This is a genomic window from Paenibacillus sp. RC84 (assembly GCF_041260495.1).
In the GTDB taxonomy this organism is placed as follows: Bacteria; Bacillota; Bacilli; order Paenibacillales; family NBRC-103111; genus Paenibacillus_F.
Genome location: NZ_JBGBYL010000011.1, coordinates 157501 through 179787, shown reverse-complemented (window position 1 = coordinate 179787; position 22287 = coordinate 157501). Strand labels below are relative to the sequence as shown.

19 protein-coding genes are annotated in these 22287 nt (G+C 56.7%); 9 read left to right on the top strand and 10 right to left on the bottom strand.

Annotated elements, in window-relative coordinates; all coding sequences use genetic code 11:
• Window positions 1–8: 8 nt before the first annotated feature.
• Window positions 9–1466: a Tat pathway signal protein gene (locus tag ABH899_RS24015; RefSeq protein WP_370001128.1), complete on the bottom strand. Its 1458-nt coding sequence runs from the start codon at window positions 1464–1466 to the stop codon at window positions 9–11.
• The gene (locus ABH899_RS24010) at window positions 1463–2032 is read right to left on the bottom strand and encodes a sigma-70 family RNA polymerase sigma factor (RefSeq protein WP_009676414.1); all 570 of its coding nucleotides are present in this window, start codon (window positions 2030–2032) and stop codon (window positions 1463–1465) included. Before ABH899_RS24010 ends, ABH899_RS24015 begins: the two co-directional genes overlap by 4 nt.
• A gap of 241 nt (window positions 2033–2273) precedes the next feature.
• Between ABH899_RS24010 and ABH899_RS24005 the strand changes: the two genes are divergently transcribed.
• Window positions 2274–3089, top strand: a complete 816-nt coding sequence (locus ABH899_RS24005) for an alpha/beta fold hydrolase (RefSeq protein WP_370001125.1) — start codon at window positions 2274–2276, stop codon at window positions 3087–3089.
• A 144-nt stretch (window positions 3090–3233) separates the two neighbouring features.
• The gene (locus tag ABH899_RS24000) at window positions 3234–3905 is read left to right on the top strand and encodes a hypothetical protein (RefSeq protein WP_009676398.1); all 672 of its coding nucleotides are present in this window, start codon (window positions 3234–3236) and stop codon (window positions 3903–3905) included.
• Between the two features lie 26 nt (window positions 3906–3931).
• Here the strand turns inward: ABH899_RS24000 and ABH899_RS23995 are convergent, their stop codons facing one another.
• The gene (locus tag ABH899_RS23995; protein WP_370001123.1) at window positions 3932–5197 is read right to left on the bottom strand and encodes an enolase C-terminal domain-like protein; all 1266 of its coding nucleotides are present in this window, start codon (window positions 5195–5197) and stop codon (window positions 3932–3934) included.
• Window positions 5198–5384: 187 nt separating this feature from the next.
• Here ABH899_RS23995 and ABH899_RS23990 point away from each other — a divergent pair, with 187 nt between their 5' ends.
• The gene (locus ABH899_RS23990) at window positions 5385–5651 is read left to right on the top strand and encodes a hypothetical protein (RefSeq protein WP_370001121.1); all 267 of its coding nucleotides are present in this window, start codon (window positions 5385–5387) and stop codon (window positions 5649–5651) included.
• A gap of 99 nt (window positions 5652–5750) precedes the next feature.
• Here the strand turns inward: ABH899_RS23990 and ABH899_RS23985 are convergent, their stop codons facing one another.
• The 4 genes from ABH899_RS23985 to ABH899_RS23970 form a co-directional block, all read right to left on the bottom strand.
• A complete protein-coding gene (locus ABH899_RS23985; RefSeq protein ID WP_370001119.1) occupies window positions 5751–6152 on the bottom strand; it encodes a hypothetical protein in 402 nt (133 codons plus the stop codon).
• Window positions 6153–6415: 263 nt separating this feature from the next.
• Complete coding sequence (locus tag ABH899_RS23980) at window positions 6416–6895, bottom strand: GAF domain-containing protein (RefSeq protein WP_370001117.1); 480 nt, start codon at window positions 6893–6895, stop codon at window positions 6416–6418.
• Window positions 6896–6937: 42 nt separating this feature from the next.
• Window positions 6938–8398 (bottom strand): NAD-dependent malic enzyme, encoded by a 1461-nt coding sequence (locus tag ABH899_RS23975; RefSeq protein ID WP_370001115.1) that lies wholly within the window; start codon window positions 8396–8398, stop codon window positions 6938–6940.
• Between the two features lie 108 nt (window positions 8399–8506).
• Window positions 8507–10612 (bottom strand): aminotransferase class I/II-fold pyridoxal phosphate-dependent enzyme, encoded by a 2106-nt coding sequence (locus ABH899_RS23970; protein ID WP_370001113.1) that lies wholly within the window; start codon window positions 10610–10612, stop codon window positions 8507–8509.
• 393 nt (window positions 10613–11005) lie between these two features.
• Between ABH899_RS23970 and ABH899_RS23965 the strand changes: the two genes are divergently transcribed.
• The 3 genes from ABH899_RS23965 (at window position 11006) to ABH899_RS23955 (ending at window position 15265) form a co-directional block, all read left to right on the top strand.
• The gene (locus ABH899_RS23965; RefSeq protein WP_370001111.1) at window positions 11006–13258 is read left to right on the top strand and encodes a PrsW family glutamic-type intramembrane protease; all 2253 of its coding nucleotides are present in this window, start codon (window positions 11006–11008) and stop codon (window positions 13256–13258) included.
• A gap of 89 nt (window positions 13259–13347) precedes the next feature.
• Entirely contained in the window at window positions 13348–13674 is a 327-nt protein-coding gene (locus ABH899_RS23960) for a hypothetical protein (protein ID WP_009676401.1), read from the top strand.
• A gap of 283 nt (window positions 13675–13957) precedes the next feature.
• Complete coding sequence (locus tag ABH899_RS23955; protein ID WP_370001109.1) at window positions 13958–15265, top strand: aminotransferase class I/II-fold pyridoxal phosphate-dependent enzyme; 1308 nt, start codon at window positions 13958–13960, stop codon at window positions 15263–15265.
• A 172-nt stretch (window positions 15266–15437) separates the two neighbouring features.
• On the opposite strand, the gene ABH899_RS23950 is transcribed toward ABH899_RS23955, so the two are convergent.
• Entirely contained in the window at window positions 15438–15746 is a 309-nt protein-coding gene (locus tag ABH899_RS23950) for a hypothetical protein (RefSeq protein ID WP_370001107.1), read from the bottom strand.
• Window positions 15747–15772: 26 nt separating this feature from the next.
• Window positions 15773–16543, bottom strand: a complete 771-nt coding sequence (locus ABH899_RS23945; RefSeq protein ID WP_370001105.1) for a metallophosphoesterase — start codon at window positions 16541–16543, stop codon at window positions 15773–15775.
• Between the two features lie 358 nt (window positions 16544–16901).
• Here ABH899_RS23945 and ABH899_RS23940 point away from each other — a divergent pair, with 358 nt between their 5' ends.
• The 3 genes from ABH899_RS23940 (at window position 16902) to ABH899_RS23930 (ending at window position 20700) form a co-directional block, all read left to right on the top strand.
• Window positions 16902–17420 (top strand): DUF5317 domain-containing protein, encoded by a 519-nt coding sequence (locus ABH899_RS23940; protein ID WP_370001103.1) that lies wholly within the window; start codon window positions 16902–16904, stop codon window positions 17418–17420.
• Window positions 17407–19419 (top strand): putative bifunctional diguanylate cyclase/phosphodiesterase, encoded by a 2013-nt coding sequence (locus ABH899_RS23935; protein WP_370001101.1) that lies wholly within the window; start codon window positions 17407–17409, stop codon window positions 19417–19419. Before ABH899_RS23940 ends, ABH899_RS23935 begins: the two co-directional genes overlap by 14 nt.
• A gap of 267 nt (window positions 19420–19686) precedes the next feature.
• Window positions 19687–20700, top strand: a complete 1014-nt coding sequence (locus ABH899_RS23930) for an LLM class flavin-dependent oxidoreductase (protein WP_370001099.1) — start codon at window positions 19687–19689, stop codon at window positions 20698–20700.
• Window positions 20701–21011: 311 nt separating this feature from the next.
• On the opposite strand, the gene ABH899_RS23925 is transcribed toward ABH899_RS23930, so the two are convergent.
• On the bottom strand, window positions 21012–22217 hold the full coding sequence (locus ABH899_RS23925) for an S-layer homology domain-containing protein (RefSeq protein ID WP_009674864.1): 1206 nt from the start codon (window positions 22215–22217) through the stop codon (window positions 21012–21014).
• Window positions 22218–22287: the final 70 nt, after the last annotated feature.

Below are 22287 nucleotides of genomic sequence, written 5' to 3'. Positions count from 1 at the left end.
AGCCTCGATTAAGGTTGATCCACCGAAAATTCCCACGGACCTCTTACCTGCGAATTAAGGGATGACACTTTCAACTCGTACTCCTTCTGGCCGGGCTGAACCGACAGAAGCATCCATTCCATCCTGTCGGTTTGCTCGTTACGGTGCCAGACCGCGCCGCCATTTAACAGACTGGGGGGAAATTCGTACAAGGTCTCGGCCGCCTGCTCATCCCCATGAAGCTCGAACCAGATGCGGATACTGTCTTCCCCGGCTTCGCCATCTCCGTCAATTTTCGCTCCCTTGAGGATTCTCTCCACCTGGCTTACCTTGACCGGAAAGCCGAACAGGTCGAACGTCCGGTTAACTTCCACACTGCCCCTCTCGGGAACAGGGAGACGGATGACAGCCGGCTGGTCATAGCTTCTCGTCAGAACAAGCGCAGGAATGACCAGCTTGGCTCCCCCCTCCGACTCCTTGCCTCGCTCCCAGTAAATTTCACTCGGATTAGGGAACGTCTCGTCCTGCGTGAAGGGAATTTCTTCACCCGTGCCGGGATTAAAGAACTTAGCGGACGGAATCTCCTTATAAAAAGAATTAAACCCGTACGAATTGATTTTCACTTCACCCGGCAGTTGAGGAAGAATCGTCAGTTTCATCTTCCTATCATCCACCGCTGCGCTCACCGCGGTCAACCGGGTCCCGCTATGTTCGGCCGTAGGACCGAGATCCGTCACTTGCTCCACTTCCCGGGGAGCGACAAGCTTCAAGGGGAGTTCCCTCCCCTCCGCAATCAGGGTCGTATTGCCGGTAACCTCGATCCGGCCTTCGTAGCCGTAAAGCCCGGTCCATCCTCCTTCCGCCCCCGTCATCGTAGCCCGGCGGAAAACGTACTTCTCTCCCAAGCCATTCCTCAGGGTCACCTCCGAGGCCCGGGGCAAGCCGGTGCCGACCAGCGTAACGGTCGAGTTTTTCTCACCGATGGACAATCCTCTGATTTCAAGCTGCCCTTTTCCGATTTTATGAGTAGTCGGCAGAGGCTGCACGTACTCCACCCGCTGCTCCGTTTTCTCCGAATCGGCAACTCCGGCAAAGCCAGGCAGGTATTGAAGCACACGCCGCATTTGGGCGGCCACTTCCGGCTGAGCGCCCGCAAGCACCCCGCCGGTGAGCAGCAAAGCCGCTAACGCGGCCAGGAGAGCATATCTGCGCAGGAGCTTCGGTCGACTTGTTCCCGTTCGCCTAACCGGAGAAACAGACGGTGCAAGCTCACCGCCGGATGAAGGGCAATTCGCGGTCTTTGTCTTTGTGCCGGGGGATATCACGGCTATTTTCTCAAAAGTCCGCTGCTTAATTGCTGTCAGCCTGTCGGGGTCTTTCTCCAATGGAAATTCCGCTGTATCCAAGTCAGGGATGTGATTTTCCGCCAAGTCGGCCGTTATTTCATCCAGAAGCCCAAACCATTCCCGTTCTTCGCGTTTTTTCATGAGATCCCCTCCTTACGAACTGTTTTCATCTGCTCCTTGAGCTTTTTCCTGGCTCTGTACAACCGATTTTCAACCGCCTTGGCCGTCAACCCCATAGCAGCCGCAATCTCCTCCACAGACTCGTAATAGTAATATCGCCGATAAAAAATAATCCGGTCTTTGTCTTCCAGCCTGTCGATCAAAGCTAAAAATTCTTCCTGCATTTCCCGGTCAAGAACGATCTGCTCGGTATCCGTTTCGGCCGTAAGTTCCGTCTCCGCGAGCATTTTACCCAATCGGTTTTCCGGTCTCAACCGCCGGCGGTAATCCAGCGCTTTGTATTTGGCGAGAATAAGCAGCCAAGTTTTATAAGTCCCCCGTCGCGGCTCATATTCTGAGGTCCTGTTCCAGGCGGCGGCAAAGACATCGCTGACACATTCCTCGATATCCTCACGCGATACCGCTCCTTGAAGGATACGATGCACCAGACCGTATATATTCGAAGCGTATAAATCCATAAGCGCTTCCAGTGCGGCAGGATCCTGTTCGGACATCCCGCGTGCCAGCCACTCCTCCGACTTTCCCATATAGCGCCCCCCGTATGTCCCATCCCTAAATCCGCTTTATTCTGTCACTATGTACTACGTCCGTTCCCTTCACAATCACTCAAGCTGGTAGAAATATCGTCCAAACCGTCCCACATACACTAGAAAAAGCGGATATTCTTCAATACCGACCGGTGTTTGGTTCATAGGAATTGCGATCTTTTCATGCAATCAATCCCCGGTCACCGCCCTTATTTATTTTTTCATCCAAAGGAGGCGCAGCATGGGCATCTACATCCCCGTAGAGCAGGGAGTTAACCTTTATGTCGAGGATTTGAACCCCGGGGGCGGCGGCAAAACGATTCTGTTCATTCACGGCTGGCCGCTTAACCACACGATGTTCGAGTACCAGTTCGATCAGCTTCCCAAAGCCGGATACCGCTGTATCGGCGTCGATTTGAGAGGATTCGGCAAATCCGACCGCCCTTGGGGAGGCTATTCCTACGACCGGATGGCGGACGATATCCGCCGTGTGATCGAGACGCTTAGGCTCGAAGGCATTATACTGGCCGGATTTTCCATGGGAGGAGCCGTTGCGATCCGGTATATGGCCAGACACGGCGGGTTTGGCGTTTCCAAGCTGGCTCTGTTCGCTCCGGCGGCTCCCCTATTTACCAAACGTCCGGACTTCCCCTACGGCAATTCAATCGAAGAGCTGAACCATCTCATAGAAGGAACCTATACCGACCGCCCTAAAATGCTCGAAGATCTCGGCGGCCGTTTTTTTGCCCGGTATGTGTCGGCCCCTCTTCAAAACTGGTTTCACGGGATCGCCCTGTCATCCTCCGGGCACGCGACCGCCATGGGAGCGGCTCTTTTGAGAGACGAGGATCTGCGTCCCGATCTGCCCAAAATCTCGGTGCCCACCGTGATTTTCCAGGGGGCGCAGGACCTGATCTGTCCCTATCCGCTAGCCCAGGCGACACAGGCGGGCATCAAGGGCTCGGAGCTTGTGCCGTTCGCGTACAGCGGACACGGCTTGTTTTACTGTGAAATGGGCAAATTCAACCGGGAGCTGATGCGGTTCGCCGGTTCCTAGTCATCCGGTTCGTTATTCGGTTCAGCCGACTCCCGGCGCAAGGTGAGAAGACATTTTTTTACCCGCTCGGCCCCGTGTTCCCATTGCCAAATATTGTTAACCTTGCTATACTTCATAGAAAACTTCGGACGGGGTGTCTATCGAATGAAAAGAAAACTTGGCTGCTATCATGCCCACTACTCCAATATCGAACATATCGAGAAAGCCCTCGGCTCTTATGACATCGAGCTGGTGCATTTCGTCGATCCCGGTCTGGACCGGATTAAGAACGACAGCGATTTTACGGAGGAACTGGCCCTGAACAAAATAAAATCCACACTCGACTGGTTAGCCAGCTGTCATGTGGATGCCATTTTGATTACCTGTACGTATTTTACGGCTCATCTGCCTGAAAATTTCTCCTGCCCGGTGCCGATTATTAAAATCGACGATCCTTTGTTTCATAAAATCCTGCAGCTGAACCGGCCTTCGGTTCTCGTTTTCACCAATCCTTCGACTGTCGAAGGCACGATGGAACAGCTCCATAAGTTTGCGGCCGCAGCCGGCCAGGAGATTCAGGTGGAGCCGGTCCTTCTTGAAAATACGTTCCAGCTCGTCATGCAGGGCAAGAAGAACGATTATATCGAAGCGGTTTCCAGAGGACTGTTCCATGCCATCGAAGACCATCCCCGCAAAACGGTGTTCGCGGCCCAGCTTTCCATGGTACCCGCCGCCCAGCGGGTCGGCAGGGAAAGCGACGCGTTCCTCGGCAACCACCTCGATGCCCTTCCGGGCTATCTGAAAGATATTCTCAGCCTTGAAGCCGTAGGGCGCTGAGGCGGGTATACAGCCCGCGGCAATACCTAGCGGTTCTCGTAGTAAGAACTCGGCCGGAATACGCCGCCGCTTTCCGCATAGAAAGCCTCGTCCAGCTCGAACAACCCGCCGCGCGTGCGGGTCCAGCCCGCTCCCGCCGCCGGATGATAGCTTACGAGACGGTCCCAGCCGCGGTAATTTTGCCCCCCGTTGGACTCGATCAGGCCGTAAGCCATCCCCGGCAGAGGACGGAGGTGAGCGGCCAGCACGCGAGTCCACTCCACCAGCAGCGGATTGGCCGTAAGGTCGGCGCAGAAGCACGGTACTCCCCGCTCGGCGGCCAGAGCGGCCACTTTCAGGCTCAGGCTCATCGACTTCGCCGCCGGTTTAAGGGCAAGGGCTCCATAGCCGAGATCCATATAGTAGCGGGCATCGCTTTCGGACTGAATGCTCTCATCCCCGGCAATACGGGCCGGTACATCCTCGACGGAGATTTCACGCCCGTCCAGGAACGGCTCTTCCACCAGAATGACATGAGGCAGCGATCCGCTGCGGTCGGCATCCTCCAGCAGCCGCAGGAGGTCGTCTTTTGCCGCGTAACGGCCGTTCAGGTCGAGATAGTAAGACACCTCTGCCGGGGCCGGACGGGTCTGCAAATAAGCTTGGGTCAGCTCATGAATATGCCGCAGGCGCCTGCTGTCCCAGTCGATCATATCGTCGCCGCCCGACCCCAGCTTGATTTTGAGCACGGTACAGCCCTGCTCCAGCAAGCCGGTAATTTCCCCGTCGTCCGTCCCGTACGCGATAGCAGGAACGGCTGCAACCGCTTCCGTCTTCTGCTCGCCTAGGCTGCGGTATTCGCCCGGCAGCAGATCCGAGAAGCGGTAAATCTCCCGCTCCCGCGCGTAGAGGACCCAGGCCGCGAAATCGACCGCCGCCAACGCGTTCAGAACATAAGTCGGCCGGACATCCGGATGCCCCTGACGGGCGAACCAGGACTGCGAAGACCGCGCATACAATTCTTCGAACAGCTCCATCGGATGCCCGAAGGAGGCTCCAGACAGGGACTTTACGGTCTCCTCCGCAAATTTGTACATGAGCTCGTTAGCTCCCTGTTCCCCGAGAGACGCCATCAGATTCGCATCCGACCACAAGGGACTCTGGACGCCCACTCCCGTACCCTTGTGACCGCTTTCACTAGTTAGCGTAACAATCGGCTGCCACAGCTCCGTTAATTGACCTCCTTTAAATCCGAAAGGATGAAGCAGCGGTTCCCGGTCGGCTCGCAAGTTGCTTTCCGTAATTGTCAGCATGCGTTTTCTCGCCCTCTTTCTCCCCGTTCGCCGGGGCTTTCTTTGTCGGGCAGCTTAACTTCATACCCGCATAAGCACATTTCATTGTACCCATATCTTAGGAGTCACGGCAGAGCCTGTCAATGAATCGGCCATTTATCGCAACTTTATAGACACGGAAACCGTAAAATGGAAGGAAGGGAAAGGGGTGAAAAACATACGTACAAGACCGATTTATTTGTTCTATGGAGGTATGTCCCTGCTAATGACGGTCATATACACCGTCCAATTTATCAGCGGGATGCCGGAAGTTTACAAGCAGCGGACCGGGCCTCTGGGAAACGCGGAGCACTTTGAGAACTTGTTTTCGAAAGGCTTGCCCTGCGCCGTTTTGGCTCTGGTCATGACGTTTTTTTATCTGATTCTATATTTGGCCGACAGGCCGAAAAAAGAGCCGGATCAAGAGCCCGGATAAGGCCCGATTCGGCTTTTCCCTCCTATATCGGAATCGGAACTCCTCGGAACGCAGTCCCTGCTTCCGGCGATGTTTATCGCTTGCGGGAAGTCCGCCCGGTTAGCCGGACAAGACCTCCAAGGTCAGCAGCTGACCGGTTCTTTTCGTCACGGTAGCCTTCACCTGATTTCCCGGTTCCAGAAGCTCTTCGCTTTCCCCCGGCGGTATTTCCCTGGACGGCAGCTTGTAGCGCTTTACCTTGCCCTCCCGCGTCTTCAGCGACAGCCTGCCGTTGTTATAATCCGTTACCCGGCCTTCAAATTCAACGTGACGGGATTCGATCAGATCGAACAGGACATATCCGGCGGTAAAAAGCGCAAAAAGCAGGCCGAGAACCGTCAGCGGCTTAAGATAGGCGGGCTGTTCCCAGCTTTGTATCATCAGCGTGGCAAACATAAAAGCGCTGAATACCGACCCGGCCAGCAGAGGCAGCAGCGGATTTCGTATTTCAATCGTCTTCATAAGCTTTCCTCCTCGGCAATGAGCGTTTCTTTTTACAAGCAAGCTTTATTCTCCATATTTCGTCCTCCGGCCTAAAGCGCCAATGTGTTCTCTTCTTCTACTCTAACGAATCTATCTTGGAAAATAAATACAAAATTACAAAATGTTTTGCGAGCTTGCTAAAAAAGCCCCCGCACCGGCTGGTACGAGGGCTTCTCAAAGCTAAGAACCGTTCATTACATTAAACAAACTCACGTCATGCATAGGGTACCCCGATCGGGAGTTTACAGCTGAGCCGCCAGCTCCGTCACGAAACGCTCCAGCATAACGCGGTCGGTTTCGTCAAAACGGGCCAGGTTCGGACTGTCGATATCCAGGACGCCCAGCAGCTCGCCGTCTTTAACAAGCGGTACGACGATCTCCGAGCGGGAGGCCGCGTCGCAGGCAATATGCCCGGGAAACCGCTCCACATCCTCAACAACCAGCGTCTCGCGCTTCTGCGCAGCGGTACCGCATACTCCGCGTCCGAGCGGGATGCGCACGCAAGCCGGAAGCCCCTGGAAAGGTCCGAGCACCAGCTGCTCTCCTTCGAGCAAGTAAAAACCGACCCAATTTATATCCCGAAGAAACTGGCCGAGCAGAGCCGAAGCGTTCGCCAGATTGGCAATCCGGCTTGTCTCCCCTTCAATCAGCGCCTTCAACTGGGCAATGACGAGGGTGTACTGCTCTTCACGGGTTCCTCCGTAAGTTTCCGTATGAAACATGTTATCGCCTGCTTTCCCAGTAAAACTGTAACCAGGAGTTTATTATAGCATACCCGCGCCGTCTGCGGACTGGGCGGCTTCGTCACTGCGGATATCCGCACTTTTCCGTCTGGCTACGCCGGTTTCGTAAGCGGCCGCAATTACGGCCTCGCGGACCTTCTTCACGACCTGCTTGTTGAACACGCTCGGTATAATGTAAAGCTCGTTGAGCTCTTCTTCCGACACGACGGACGCGATAGCTTTGGCGGCTGCCAGCTTCATTTGCTCGTTGACCCGCGTAGCGCGGCAGTCCAGAAGACCGCGGAACAGACCCGGGAAGCACAGGACGTTGTTGATCTGGTTCGGATAGTCGGAGCGGCCCGTCGCCATCACGCGCACGTAAGGCTCCGCTTCTTCCGGGGCGATTTCCGGTGTCGGATTCGCCATGGCGAATACGATCGGATCAGCCGCCATTTTCTTGACGTCCTCCACTTTAAGCACACCCGGTCCCGACAGACCGACAAAAATATCGGCTCCCTCGATCACGTCGGAGAGATGTCCCTTTTCCTCATTCGGATTCGTATTCTCCGCATACCACTGCCACGATTCGTACGGATACGATTCGCCGCGAACCAGAGCACCCTGACGGTCGACTCCAATTACGTTCTTAACGCCTGCCGCGAGCAGAATCTTGGTGCATGCGATACCGGCAGCTCCGATGCCGCAGACGATAACCTTGCAGTCTTCGAGCTTCTTGCCCGCAACCTTGACCGCGTTCAGCATGCCGGCAAGCAGAACGACCGCCGTGCCGTGCTGGTCATCGTGGAAAACGGGAATATCCAGCTCTTCGATAAGCCGGTTCTCGATTTCAAAACAGCGCGGGGACGAAATATCTTCCAAGTTGATTCCGCCGAAAGCCGGGGAAATCGCTTTTACGATCGATATGATTTCTTCAGGGTCCTGTGTATTGAGGCAGATCGGGAAAGCATCTACGCCGGCAAACTGCTTGAACAGCATCGCCTTACCTTCCATAACCGGCATGGCCGCTTCCGGGCCGATATTGCCCAGCCCCAGAACTGCCGTACCATCCGATACAACGGCAACGGTGTTGCGTTTAATCGTCAATGAGAACGCTTTCGAAGGATCTTCATGAATGGCCATGCAAACGTTTGCCACCCCAGGTGTGTACACGCGGGACAGATCATCACGGTTCTTGATCGGTATTTTCGGCGTCGTTTCGATTTTACCGCCCAAGTGAAGCAGGAACGTCTGGTCAGACACGTTGATGACTTTTACGCCATCCAGCTCGTTTAGAGCCTTCACGATGGCATCCGTCTGATTCTGGTCGCTGACTTTGACGGTAATATCCCGGACGGTAACGGTTTTCGTTGAACGGTTGACGTCAATTGCCACGACATCGCCGCCGGCGTCGCCGATCGTAGTCGCGATCTGTCCGAAATTCGTGCGTTCTTTCATCATCTCAAGCCGCAAAATAATACTTGTACCTCCGGTAAATCCGGCCATATCCAATCACTCCTACGGTATTTCTAGTACGGAAAAGCCTCGGCGAGTCAAACCGGGCTCGTCCTTCATTCACATCATAGCACAAACCTTTTGGAGATTCCTGTATGCTTACAAAAAAGTTTCCCTCAGGACTTCCGTCATCACGGCGATACCGCGGCCGATCTCCTCCCGGGACAGATGTCCGAAGCCGAAACATGCCGCGGGTCTTCCTCCGCAGCGGACATGCTGCCCGGCGTCCCGCCAGAAGACACCCCGCTCGGCGCATTCGGCGGCAAATCGCCTATACGCTTCCGCGCCGCCTTTCCACCAGCCGAAAATGTGGAGTCCCGCTTCGCTCGGCATCCATTCAAAAGCGGGATCCAGCGCGGTCAGCCCCGAACGCAGCAAGGCGGCTTTTTCCCCGTACACCCGCTGCATCCTGCGCAGATGACGCTCGTAAGCGCCGCTGTTCATAAAGGCCGCCAGGGCCCGCTGCTCCATCATCCCCGTCGTCAGAGGCTCGTAATGCTGCTTGGCGCGCCGGAAAGGTTCGACGAGAGACGGCGGCAGCACCGCATAGCCGAGGCGCAGACCCGCGTACATCGTCCGCGAGAACGTGCCGACGAACAGGACGCGACCTTCGCGGTCCAGCGCCTTAAGCGGCTCCAGGGGCCGGCCCGCGTAGCGGAACTCGGTGTCGTAATCGTCCTCGATGATGACGGCGCCGCGTTCCTTCGCCCAGCGGAGCAGCTCCTGCCTCCGCTTCAGCGGAAGAACCGCCCCGGTCGGAAACTGCCGGCCGGGGGTGACGAACAGCAGCCGCGCATTCCATGGCTGCGGGATGATGCCCTGCCCGTCGACGGGCGCATCGACGGGCACGCCGCCTGCGGCGGCCGCAGCGCGCACGGCGCCGCTGTAACCGGGCGACTCGACGACTACCTCGTCGCCCGGGCCTACCAGCAGCTGCATCGTCAGCGCGATAGCCTGCATCGACCCGTTCACGATTGCGACGCAATCGGGGTCCGCGTCGATGCTTCGCGAGCGCCGCAGATGCAGCGCGATAGCCGAGCGCAGCGAATAATCGCCTTGAGGGTCGCGCAGCGGACTCTCAAGGAAGGCGGCGCTGCGCACCTGCTCGTGCAGGCAGCGGTTCCAGGCCTGCCGCGGGAAGGCCACGCTGTCGGTGCCGGACAGCTCGAAGACGACGGAACCCGGACCCGCGGGTGTATGCGGGTCCGCGCTCCAGGAAGCCGCACTGCGGCTGCGCGTTTCGTCCGCCCGCGCGGGCGGACTTGCATGGGCCGCGGTTCGCCCGGCATTGCCGGCCTGCTTCATGCCCCCTGCCTGCCCTTGCCCGGCAGTCCCTGCATCCGCAGCTTTTACCCCGCTCGCCTCTGCCGGCCCTGCACCACTCGCTTCGGCATAACCTCCGGTACCTGCTCCGGCCTGCTTCATGCCCCCTGCCTGCCCTTGCCCCGCAGTCCCTGCATCCGCGGCTTTTACCCCGCTCGCCTCTGCCGGCCCTGCACCACTCGCTTCGACACAACCCGCCTTACCTGCTCCGGCCTGCATCATGCCCCCTGTCTGCCCTTGCCCCGCAGTCCCTGCATCCGCGGCTTTTACCCCGCTCGCCTCTGCCGGCTCTGCGCCTCTCGCTTCGGCATAACCCACCTTACCTGCTCCGGCCTGCTTCATGCCGCCTGTCTGCCCTTGCCCCGCAGTCTCTGCATTCGCGACTTTTACCCCGCTCGCCTCTTCTTGCCCTGCACCGCTCGCTTCGGCATAACCTGCGGGTACGCCGCCCGGCCTCCGCTCTGCTCCGCCGTACTCCTGCTCCCGGCTATCCTCCTTATTTCCTACCGAGGCGCCGCTCCCTTCTTCCCGTCTGCCTGCGCCGCCGCCCCCCGGTTCCATCAAAAGGCGTCCCCATGCCGACAAAAGGAGGGGGTCATCCGAAGAGGAATCGGTTCCCGCCGCCTGATCACTCCGGTAGGCAACGAACGTTCCTTTTCCCGGTTTGCCTTCTATGTATCCTTCGGACATCAGCATCTCGTACACTTGCATAACGAGTCCCCGGGAGATTCCGTATACCTCCGCCAGCTCCCGGCTTGAAGGGAGTTTAGAGCCCGATTCCAGTCTTCCTTCTACTATACTTTCCCGCAGCGCTCGGTAGAGGGCGGTATTTTTATGGGGAAACAGTTGTGCATAGTGATTAAAAGGGATTAAAATCTTCACATAAACCTCCGCCGAATTCCGGTGAAAATAAAAAGCCGCCTGATCGTTTCTATCTTCTTACCATCTCACAGAGACGTGTTCAAAATCAACAGCGCTGCAGCCGGCTCCGGCTCCGGCTCCGGCCCCGTTCACCTGAGTCCCATTTCAGGCGGTCTCTACGAACTTTTATGAGGGGGGGAAGCAAGCTTGAGGAACTTCATGATCCCCTATCAAGGAAGCTCTATAAGCCGTTTCACCTGTTCCGTTTAGGCATATTTGAAGCCGCCGCCCCGTTTAAGGGGGCTGTTTCCGGCAGCGCAGCGAAGCACGGGTTCTTTGCCCGTCTCCACCCGCAACTCCGGTAACAGGACAGACGCTTGTTGTCTGCCTTCGGCGCACAGAAAGGAAAATGATATGATTTTGCCTGGTTTGCGTTTAACCGTCCGGACCGCTCTCGACCGGTTTCGTACCCATTGGAAAAAAAGAGCCTTGCAGGCTCCACGTTTGTTCGCCTTCTATTCGATTTTATCTTGGCTCGGCCTGGCCTTCTTATGCCTGTCCCTGCCTTTTATGAAAGACAGCCGCACTTTGCTGGTGCAGGCTTTGGCCTCTTTTTACGTACTCTGGCAATTGTGGATCGTCTGCCGTTCCAAAACCGTCGGCTGGTCCGCGTACGCCGCTTTTTTTATCATCGGCACCTGGATCGTAGCTCCGCTCAATACGCTGTTCATTCAGCTGGTCTTCCTGCCGTTCGATCCGGCGGTTTACGCCGTCTGGAATGCGTCGCTCGTTTCTCCGCTGACGGAGGAACTGATGAAGCTGGCCCCCCTGCTCCTGTTTTTGTGGGGCTCGCGCAAAGCGACCTCGCTTAGTCTGGCCGACTTCGCCCTGATCGGCGGCGCTACCGGAGCCGGGCTCCAGTTTCTGGAGGAATACTGGATGCGGCTGCATGCCAGTCTGGAGCCGGCCGGTTCCACGGCGGTTTCGCCGGATAGTGCGATGAGCTGGAACCTGTTTCACTTCCTGCCGTCCCTTGAGCAGGGTCTCGCCTCGCCCTGGGCCGGACACACGGCGGCCACCGCCCTCTGCGCCCTCGGCCTCGGAATCGCCATCCGCCTGCGCCGGGTCATCGGGAAAGCCGCTTACGCGCTGCCCGTCTTTCTGCTTGTCTGGGTCGCCGCGGATCACGCGGTGCATAACGGGACACAGGCGACCTGGCTGAACGGGTTTCATATGACGCTGGGCGGCGGCGCTTATACCAAGGCGTTGTTTATCGTTCTGCTGATCGGTGCGGTCGCATACGACTACGCCGACTTGAACCGCATGCGGAAGGGGCTGACATTGTTCCGCTCCGAAAACGTGATCGAACCGTTCCGCGAGCTCTACCGTTCTTTGAGCATGCTGCCGGAAGGCGCCAAACGCTACGTCAGCCTTCTTCGTTTCTACAGAATCCGGCGCCGCCTGGCCTTCACCCTGCTGTACGGCAAAAAAGACGCCAAGCGCAGCCTCGGAAATCTCCAGGATGAAATGAAGACGCTGAACAAGGCGGCTGTCCCCGTCCTGCTTGCGGCGGGGTTCCTTCTGCTGAGCGCGGCTGCCTGGACCGGGGGGCTTGCAGCCGCCGCAGGATCAAGCCCTGGCGGCAACGCCTGCGTCTCCTGCCTGTACGCGCCCACCGCGGCCTGGTGGAGCGGGCAGAGTGCCGCCGCGAAAGGGGTGCTCCTGCTCGGCACCGCCTTTCTCTTCACTTCTTTCTTCCCGCTGTGGGGCGCGGTAAGCGATACGCTGGCGGGCGACTTCAAAGCCCGCCGCAAACACGCCGGGCGGCTTCAGCCCGGAGAGATTTTGCCGCTGCTCGGCGCGTTCACTCCGCGTATGGCGGCGGCCGCCGGCCTGCGGCGGCTTCTCGACCTCCTGGCGGGTCTCGAAGCCGGGAGGAAGCCTTTCGCGCCAAGCGCGCCCGCGGCTTCCTCCGGCGCGCAGGAACAGCCTTCTGCGGCCCAGTCCGCCGAAGCCCCGTCTGCCGCGGAAAGCGCGGCGGACGCCGGCTTCGGCGCTGACGATACGGCCGGCGCGGCTGGCGCGGCTCGTTCCGGAAGCATTCCGGAACGCAGACACCGTTTCACAACGGAGCGCACGCGGCAGACCGTCCACCAAGGGAAGCAGGCGTATTTGCCTGCCGGAACCCGCTATGGAGGCGGGTGGACGATCAGGGGGTTGCATAACTGGAACGGCTTTATAGACGCCGTCCGCCGGGACCGACTCACCGTGGTGAGAACCGAGGAACTGCCGGAGAACGGAATCCGCAGAGCCGTCATCAGACGACAGGGAACGGACCCCCTTACCGGGGAAACGTTCACTTCCCTGACATACGGCAAAACGTTTTATCCCAAACACTACAACGATTCGGAGATTGATCGTTTAGGGGAAGATGCGCTGAACAAGGCTATTCTTCATAATCGGCTGCAATCGCAGAATGACCATCTCGGCCGCCTTCAAGCATACACATTTAGAGAAGAAGTGGTTGGGCCCGACGGAAAAATCATCGGAGTTCAGGGAAGAGTCCTCCCCGATGGCGAAGGCAATCTGACGGAAATTATCGACCATTTCCCTTACAATCACCGCCAGACAGTGTCGTTCCGCCGGCTTTCTGCGGATCAGGACTAAATTTTACCGCATTGTCGTAAGCACACGGGCTCATGTACCGCCGCTAAGCAAAAAGGCGATATGCGGAACGTCTGGAAAGGAGGACAACGATGGAAGCCAACATAGAGCTGCTGCGGCATCTGGCCCAGATTCACCGCCCCGTCGATAGCGACGCCGATGATATCTGGCATTATATGATTTTGAATATGGAAGAAGATGCCCTGGATCCCCCGGCGCTTCAAGCCGTCGCCTCCGCCTTGGAGAGTGAAACGAATCAGGGAATCGGGTTCCGTGAAATCCAGTTCGAGCGCGTGCTCGAGCACCCCGAGCTTGTCGAAATGGAATATTATGAGACGAATCTGGTCTGTCCGCGGGAATCGCTGGCCGCTCATATCCGTAAAATCCTTTTGCTGTACGACGCGGGGATGGAAGCTTAATATACCGGACTTGATCGCGTACCTCTCTCTGTGTCTCCTTACTCTCTAGCTGCAAATTCGCTTGTTCTCTGCCCGGGTTTCTTATTCCTTGGGCAATACACTCGACGTTTCTCTTGCGCTTTCCGCACGTTTTTCCGGAGCTTTATCACCGGTTCTTGCGGGTTCAAACGGCTTCCGGATACCGGGAGCCGTTTTTTTTAGGTAACGCAGTGACGCATTCCGGTAAGAAGTGCTATAATAATGGCTAAAATGAATTTCCATAACCCCGGAAGGATGGAGCGGAATGAACCCCCTTGCTAAGCAGTTGAATGAAACCATCGAAAAAGAAAACGCCTATGTGTATGAGATGTTATCGTCGTTGGGCAAGCAAATCTATTTCCCGAAAGTCGGCATTTTGAGCCAATCGGCCGAGGCGAAAACCAAAGCCGGTAAATATAATGCCACGATCGGTACTGCCATCGAGAAGGGTCAGCCTATGCACCTGAAGGTCATTCAGGATACGCTGTCCGCCTATGATCCGAAAGATCTTTACGAATACGCGCCTCCTGCGGGCAAGCCCGGTTTGCGCACCGCCTGGCGTAAAAAAATGCTGGAGGAGAATCCGTCCTTAAGCAACAAAACGTTCGGCAATCCGATCGTGACCAACGCCCTTACACACGGCCTGAGCATTGCGGCCGACCTGTTCGTAGAAGCGGGGGACCGCGTCATTATTCCGGATAAAAACTGGGAAAACTACGAGCTCACCTTCGGAATCCGCCGGGGCGCCGAAATCGTTACGTACCCGCTTTACAATGAAGACAACACGTTTAATTCCGCGGGACTCCGCGAACAGCTCCTAGCCCAGAAAGACAAAGGCAAAGCGTTCGTCGTTCTGAATTTCCCGAACAATCCGACGGGGTATACACCGGGACCGGAAGAAGGACGCCAGATCGTTTCCGTAATTCGCGAAGCTGCGGAAGCGGGCATCAATGTCGTGGCCGTTACCGACGATGCGTACTTCGCTCTCTTCTTCGAGAATTCCCTGCAGGAATCTCTTTTCGGCCAGCTTGCCGATCTTCACGACCGCGTACTGGCGGTTAAAGTGGACGGCGCTACGAAAGAAGAGTATGTGTGGGGCTTCCGCGTAGGTTTTATCACTTACGCCGGCAAGAATGAAGCGCTGCTCAGCGCGCTGGAACAGAAAACGCTCGGGATTATCCGGGCCACGATCTCCTCGTGCTCGCATCCTTCGCAGACGTTTGTCCTGCACGCCTTGAACTCTCCGGAATTCAACGCTCAGAAGCAGGAGAAGTTCGAAATCATGAAGGGCCGCGCGAACAAAGTGAAAGCTCTGCTCGACAGCGGCAAGTACGGAGACTCCTGGGATTACTATCCGTTCAACTCCGGCTACTTCATGTGCCTGAAGCTGAAAACCGTCGATGCGGAAGCGCTCCGCCAGCGCCTGCTGGAAGTTTACGGCGTCGGAACGATCGCCCTCAGCGAAACGGATCTTCGCGTCGCTTTCTCCTGCATCGACGAAGAAAACATCGAGGAGCTTTTCGACCTGATCTATCAGGGAGTACGCGACCTTGAGACGGTTTCCGCGAAATAAGCGCTACTTCTGTTGCTCCATATGCAAAAGCCCGGCTGCTATAGCCGGGCTTTTTATATTTATATATAGGAAGTCACAGAAGCGATCCCATGGAGACCCATAGGCGTGTCACAGGTCATGAAAGTCATCGGAGCCGCAAGAGTCACGGCAGTGTACACGGGGGGTCGCGGAGTCACTTGAACGGAATCCACAAGGTTCCATTCCACTGCACCGGCGTTCCCGCGGCCGTTCCGGCCGCGATTTTACCGGCGGGCACACGTACCGTCCTGCCCTCGATTTCCAGCACGGCCGACGGTCCGTCCAGCTCCCGCACGAGACCGGAACGCCGGATTTTGCAGCTGCTTTTCTCCTCCATTAATTGTACCTCCGTTGTCGTGTCTTTAATCCAAGCCTCTCCGTTCCCTGTCCCGCCGAGAAGTGCAGCCTGCGCTGGCGCCGCTCCCGGTGCCCGGTATTTCCCGGCCGCGTGACGGGTTCGCATCCGGCAGCCGAACATTCCTCCCGCCGTCACAGCTCGTGGACGGTAACTTCGCTGCGGATCATAAACCGGGCGTTAGGCCCCGCCTGGCCGATCCCTTTGGAAATGTAATATCGTCCATAAGAGGTTTCATGCAAGCCCTTCGTGATCCCTCTCGCCGCGAGCTCCCCCTTCCGGATAAAACGGAACAGAAACGGAACATGAAACTGCATGCCGTGAAAATGCCCCGCCATCAAGTAAGTAAACGGGCGCTTTAAACGGAGGACGAGGTTCGGATCGTGGGTCAGCACCACGACCGGCTTGTGCGCCGCGGTATGCCGGAACGCTTTACCGATCCGGCTGTGTCCGGTACCGAGGTCATCCACGCCGACGAACTGGAAGGCGCCGAGATCGGCCGACCGGTTGTTCAGCAGAGCAACACCCGCTTCGTCCAGAATCGCGTTCAGCTTCCTCATCCCGGCCGGATCCAGGCGGTGATCGTGATTGCCGAGAACGGCAAACGCCGGAATTCCGCGGGAAGCGACCGCCTTCATCACCTTTTCAACTTTCGGCAAATACTTGCTTCTGCGGGTGAAGTCGCCGGTTAGCGCGATATAATCCGGCTTTTCCGCGTCGATCAGCCGAGTAAGCCTGCCGGGACGGACCCTCAGCTTTTCGACGTGAAGATCGCTGATCTGCAAAATCTTAATGCCGAGCCCGGCCGGTACCCTCACGCGCTCCACTTTGAGCCACATGGTCGGTACGATCAAGAAGAGATACGCGCAGGCTGCCGCAGACAAAAGCCACACAAGTACAGTCATAAGTCTCATCCTGTTCCAGATAAAGGTTCCTTTCACCATAAGCCACGCATCCGGCGTTCGTCAAGAGACCGGATATCCCGGATAGCCCCGATAAAAAACAAACGCAAAATGTGTCTATTTTTGTCGAAGTGGGATACCTTGTACAAATAAAGCCCGGAAGCTATAATGAGATTACATAATGGCAATTAGTACCTATTATTTTGAAGGATTGGAGGTAAACGCGATGAAACGCTGGGTTTTTGCTATTCTTACGGTTGCGGCATTGGTTTACTCATCCGGACTGGCTTTTCCTTGGGGTCCGTGAGCCACTTAGAGGAACTGGGCTGAGCCTGGTTCTTTTTTTTATTTGGAGGTTAATATGATCTACTTCATCGTTCTGGCTGTCGTCATTACCCTTCTTTCGGGACGAAATCCGCTCTCCCTGGTAGAGAAAGTGAACTTCAAATTACCGTATCTCCTGCTCGGAAGTTTCGCCGCCCAGATCGCGATTTTCGCCGTAACGGTCCGGACAAACCGGACGTACCCCTATTGGACGGAAGCGGCCATTTTGGCTGTGCTTCTGTTTTTGTGGCTGAACCGGAAAGTTCCCGGCATCCCCCTTATTTTCCTGGGCGCTCTCTGGAACTGGACGGCTCTTGTCCTACACGGAGGGCTGATGCCCGTATCCGATACGGCGCTGGCATGGGCGGGACTTGCGACCCTGCCGGAGAATGAACCCCGCCATCAGCTCATGGCCGCGTCCGCCTTCTGGTGGATGGGCGATTGGATTCCGCTTGTACGAAGAGTAATCAGCATCGGCGATATAGGGATCGGAGCCGGACTCATCCGGTTTATGCTCGGAAATTCGGTGAAGAGGAGGAAGAATGAAGGACCATAACCCGTTTACTTCCCTGCTGTCGGCTTTCGGAATCCTCACCCTGATCACCGCATCGGCTTTTATCGCGCAAAACGCTTACGATCCGAAAATTTTGCTGCCTATCGCCGTCATGGTCATCGTCTTTGAAATGATGCCCCTTAAAATGCCTAACGGCACTTACTTCAGCGGGGGCACGATCGGTTTTATCCTTTCACTTTTTGAAATGGGATTTTTTGCAAGCACTTTCTTTCTTGTCCTGAACACGCTCACGTTTTTTACGCTGCATTCCAAGCCTTTCTATAAAATCAGATGGTTCCGCTTCTTCTCTACGCTCGGCATGTACGGCATCAGTATGCTGGCTGCCTGGGGTACGGGCGCTCTGACCGCTCAGGCCCCTCTGTACGTCAAAATCGTATGCGTATTTCTCGCGTTCGAGGGAGTGAACCTCCTGCTGAGGATGGGCATCGTGCGTTCGGTCACAGGTACGCCCGTTTCCGCAGGCAAAGCCATTTACGAGGCGCGCAGTCTTCAAATCGGCATCCTGATCGCCTCGGTCGTGCTTTATAAGATGCTGAAGCAGCCCAGCTATGAGCTTTTTATTTCGGAAATCGTATTCACGATCATTGCGATCAAGATCATTCATTATTTTGTTTCCGGGTATTTGAAGCAGATCGATATCATCGAAGAAAGCAACAAGCGCTACAAAAAGATGGCTTATTACGACTCGGTCACCGGTCTGCCCAACCGAGCTCATTTTAACGAACGCTTGACTCAGGACATTGCCGCGGCACGGGAAACGAAAGGAAAAGTCGGACTGCTTTTTCTCGATCTCGACCAGTTCAAAAATATTAACGACACCATGGGACACATCAGCGGGGACGCCCTGCTCGTTCAAGTCGCTGGACGGCTGCAAAGCTGTCTGGGGCAAGACCATACGGTATCCAGGCTGGGGGGCGATGAATTTACGATTATCGTGCGGGACATTGCGGGGGCGCAGGATTGCGTTCTGGTGGCCGAAACGGTCCTGTCCGCCCTGAAAACGGGTTTTTTCCTACAGGGGAAAGACATCTATATTACGCCGAGCATCGGCATCAGCCTGTATCCGGACAACGGATACGATTCGGAAACGATCGTGAAAAACGCGGACACCGCCATGTACAGGGCCAAGGAGCTCGGCGGCAACTTATACTCCATGTTCACCTCCGACCTGGAAGAAAATATTGAAAAGAAACTGATTTTGCAGAGAAATCTACATAAAGCGCTGGAACGCGGCGAATTCCATCTCGTCTACCAGCCTCAGCTCCAGCTGGATACGGGCCAAATTCAAGGCACGGAGGCTCTCGTCCGCTGGAACAACCCGGAGCTCGGCCTCGTATCTCCCGAAGATTTTATCCCGCTTGCGGAAGAAAGCCGGCAAATTCTTTCGATTGGCGAATGGGTGCTGAGGACAGCCTGCGAGCAAAACAAAGCCTGGCAGAACGAAGGCTTCCCGCCCGTCAGAATGGCGGTCAACTTATCTTCCATCCAGTTTGAACACGACGAGCTGATTCCCACGATCCGGCGCATCTTGGACGAAACCGGACTGGAAGCCCGGTGGCTGGAGCTGGAAATCACAGAGAGTCTTCTGCTCCGCAATAAAATCAAAACGATGCGTACACTCAGGCAGCTCAAGGAACTTGGCGTTCACATCGCCATGGACGATTTTGGCGTCGGCTATTCCTCCCTCAGCTACTTGAACTACTATCCGTTCGACCGGCTTAAAATCGACAAGTCCTTCATCCATCACATGAACGACCGCACAGGAGATGAATGGATCGTCCGCACGGTCATCCAACTGGCCCACGGCCTCCATATGACAGTCGTTGCGGAGGGCGTCGAGACGGAAGACCAGCTCGCTTATTTGAAAAAACAGGGCTGCGATTGCATTCAGGGCTTCCTGATCAGCAAGCCCCTGGCCCCCTCCCGGCTGCAGGAAAAGCTTTGGGGCGGCAGCGGAAAGGCGGAAACCCGGCCGGATTAATACAGAAGACCCGCAGGAAGCTGCGGGTCTTCTCAGCGTTCGGGCGGGGCCGGGGCGCCGCCGGGCGGCATGCGCAGGCTGGGACTGCCTGGACAGCATGGGCGGTCATCCGAGAAAGCCAACTTCGCACAAGATGCCATCTCTCCTTTGCGCATCAAGGTGTACGGAACGAAACCGGATGGAACTTTGACCTTGGAACATAAATTTGTTACAGTTAAGATTACAGTTAAATCGTTTTTGTTACAGTTACCCACAAGAGGTGAGCTTATGTTGAAATTGGGGATTCTGGATCAATCGCAAATAGCCGAAGGCCGTACGGCCTCCGACGCTCTTAAAGAAACGACCCGGCTTGCGCAGGAGGCGGACCGTCTCGGCTTCACCCGCTACTGGGTTTCGGAGCATCACGCTTCGAAATCGCTGGCCCACTCGAGCCCCGAGGTGCTCCTGGCCCATCTCGCGGCGGCGACTTCCCGCATCCGTGTGGGCTCCGGCGGCATTATGCTGCCGCATTACAGCGCCTACAAGGTCGCGGAGAACTTCCGCCTGCTGGAGGCGCTCCACCCGGGGCGGATCGACCTCGGGCTCGGCCGCGCGCCGGGCGGTATGCCGCTGGCGACCCGCGCCCTGCAGGCGGACAAATACGTCAGCATCGACCGCTATCCGGATCAGGTAGCCGATATCGCCGGCTACCTTCACGAAGCGATGCCTCCGGAGCACCCCTTCGCCGCGCTGCAGGCTTCGCCCTCCATACCGACGGCGCCGGAGGTATGGCTGCTCGGCTCCAGCGGCGAAAGCGCCCGCATCGCCGCCAGACAGGGCGCCGCGTTCGGCTTCGCCCAATTCTTCGGCAGCCCCGGCGGCGAGGAAGCCATGCGCCACTACAAGGCGCATTTCCAGCCTTCCGTGCTGGGCGACAAGCCGCGTACGCTGGCAGCCGTTCTCGCCGTCTGCGCGGATACGGAGGAAGAAGCGAACAAGCTCGCGTCAAGCACCGACTTGTACTTCCTGCGCCTGGAACGCGGCCTGGAGCTCGGGTTCTTCCCGTCCGTGGATACGGCGCTGAATTATCCGTACACGGAGTATGATCTCGCACGCATCAAAGAGCGCCGGGAACGGCGCATTGTCGGCAATCCCGAGCAGGTCAAACGCCGGCTTCATGAAGTTGCGGAAGCTTACAGCGCGGATGAGCTCCTGATCGTTTCGCCCATCCACAATTTCGGCGCCCGCCTCCGCTCTTACCGCCTGATCGCCGACGCCTTCGGTATGAAGGGCGAGGAGTAAAACAAGGCCGAGCATGCGCCCGCGTACCGCGCGAAACTCCCGGCGCCGTGCGCGGCGTCACATGACGGCGGTCAATCAGCAGCCCGGCTTCTCTCCGCCATAGCGGGCACGCAGCAGGCCAAACCGGCTGGGCCCGATTCGGTTTTGTTCCAATTCGGTTTTGTTCCGATCCGGCTCGCACCTTCCGAAAGGCGTTTCCCACGGCAAAATCGGCTAACCGCTCAAACCATTTTCACACCGCAGCCGCACCTTCATAGAAAAGCCCGGAGCTTGGGGATTTCCCCAGACTCCGGGCTTTTTTGCCGTGATTCTTACTTGATGATAATAGTCTCAACGACTTTATCTTTGCCTTTCAGCTCAACCGCAGTCGGCTTGACCAACCGGCTTACATCGCCTTGAATCGCAACGTCGGAGGCAACCTTGTACGTTGCTTTGTCCGTATTTCCGTAGACTTGGTTCGTTACGGTAACCGTAGCGATACGGCCTTCCTTGTTCAGCGTCATCGAATCGAAAAAGCCGCTGACCTGAAGCGTGCGGTCTTCAACCGCTTTTTTCGTTACTTCAATAAAAACAACCGTGTTGTTGTACGAGCGCAGTCTGACGACATCCCCGTTTTGAAGCTGGGACGCGCTTACTTTGGCGCCGTTGCGGTAAACGAACACTTCGGGATGCAGCGCATACGTTTTCAGGGTGCCGTTCTGATCGAGCACCAGCGTATTCCCGCTCACGGTTCCCGTCACTTTGCCGACGGCCGTGGTTTGGTCCTGTCCCGGCATCTGGCTGTCCGTGCGATCCAGCAGCGCGGCGAGCTGAGCGCGGGTTACTGGCATATTCGGACGGAACGTGTTGTCTTCGAAACCGTCGATCAGCCCTTTCTCGATAGCGACGGCCACATAACCGACGGAACCGGCCGGAATCTGCTTCGCATCCTTAAACGAAAGCTGCGTGTTGACTTTCGCTTTAGCCTCGGCATCCAGCTTCATCGCTTTCACGAGGAGAACCGTCGCCCACAGGCGGTCGGCAGGCTTGGACGGCTGAACCATGTCCTCGCTCTCGCCGAACAGGTCATTCTCAAGCGCTACGGCCACGTAACCTACCGCCCAGTCGGGAATTTTGTTCGCATCCTTGAAGTTCAGCTTCGTCTGCTTCTCTTCGTTCGATTCCGCTTTATCGCGCAGACCCATCAGCCGGACGGCAGCCGTAATGGCTTCAATGCGGGTAACCGTATTACGCGGTTTGAACGAACCGTCTTCATAGCCTTCAAAAACACGCTTCGAAGAAAGGCTTGCAATATTTTTCAGCGCCCACTCCACGTCCGAACCCTTCAAATCGTCGAACGTAATCCGGAAATCGAAAGAGCCGTGTACGCCGCCGTTTTTGCCCTCTTTCCAGTCTTTATCCTTATCATGGTCCTTATCCTTGCCGTTTCCGTTAGCGAACGCGGCAGTGCCTCCGCCCATTGCCATAGCGAGTACGACCGTGGATAGAACGGTTTTTTTCATGTTAAGTTTTTTCATCGGAAAACTCTCCTTTATGCGTGTAGGAATCAGCCCCGGCCCGGGCTGGATGAACCGGCAACTCTTCGCG

Bases quoted from the DNA above. Each gene is read 5' to 3' on its own strand.
- ABH899_RS24015 (WP_370001128.1), bottom strand. From the start codon at position 1,466: ATGAAAAAACGCGAAGAACGGGAATGGTTTGGGCTTCTGGATGAAATA.
- ABH899_RS24010 (WP_009676414.1), bottom strand. From the start codon at position 2,032: ATGGGAAAGTCGGAGGAGTGGCTGGCACGCGGGATGTCCGAACAGGAT.
- ABH899_RS24005 (WP_370001125.1), top strand. From the start codon at position 2,274: ATGGGCATCTACATCCCCGTAGAGCAGGGAGTTAACCTTTATGTCGAG.
- ABH899_RS24000 (WP_009676398.1), top strand. From the start codon at position 3,234: ATGAAAAGAAAACTTGGCTGCTATCATGCCCACTACTCCAATATCGAA.
- ABH899_RS23995 (WP_370001123.1), bottom strand. From the start codon at position 5,197: ATGCTGACAATTACGGAAAGCAACTTGCGAGCCGACCGGGAACCGCTG.
- ABH899_RS23985 (WP_370001119.1), bottom strand. From the start codon at position 6,152: ATGAAGACGATTGAAATACGAAATCCGCTGCTGCCTCTGCTGGCCGGG.
- ABH899_RS23980 (WP_370001117.1), bottom strand. From the start codon at position 6,895: ATGTTTCATACGGAAACTTACGGAGGAACCCGTGAAGAGCAGTACACC.
- ABH899_RS23975 (WP_370001115.1), bottom strand. From the start codon at position 8,398: ATGGCCGGATTTACCGGAGGTACAAGTATTATTTTGCGGCTTGAGATG.
- ABH899_RS23965 (WP_370001111.1), top strand. From the start codon at position 11,006: ATGATTTTGCCTGGTTTGCGTTTAACCGTCCGGACCGCTCTCGACCGG.
- ABH899_RS23960 (WP_009676401.1), top strand. From the start codon at position 13,348: ATGGAAGCCAACATAGAGCTGCTGCGGCATCTGGCCCAGATTCACCGC.
- ABH899_RS23955 (WP_370001109.1), top strand. From the start codon at position 13,958: ATGAACCCCCTTGCTAAGCAGTTGAATGAAACCATCGAAAAAGAAAAC.
- ABH899_RS23950 (WP_370001107.1), bottom strand. From the start codon at position 15,746: ATGCGAACCCGTCACGCGGCCGGGAAATACCGGGCACCGGGAGCGGCG.
- ABH899_RS23945 (WP_370001105.1), bottom strand. From the start codon at position 16,543: ATGACTGTACTTGTGTGGCTTTTGTCTGCGGCAGCCTGCGCGTATCTC.
- ABH899_RS23940 (WP_370001103.1), top strand. From the start codon at position 16,902: ATGATCTACTTCATCGTTCTGGCTGTCGTCATTACCCTTCTTTCGGGA.
- ABH899_RS23935 (WP_370001101.1), top strand. From the start codon at position 17,407: ATGAAGGACCATAACCCGTTTACTTCCCTGCTGTCGGCTTTCGGAATC.
- ABH899_RS23930 (WP_370001099.1), top strand. From the start codon at position 19,687: ATGTTGAAATTGGGGATTCTGGATCAATCGCAAATAGCCGAAGGCCGT.
- ABH899_RS23925 (WP_009674864.1), bottom strand. From the start codon at position 22,217: ATGAAAAAACTTAACATGAAAAAAACCGTTCTATCCACGGTCGTACTC.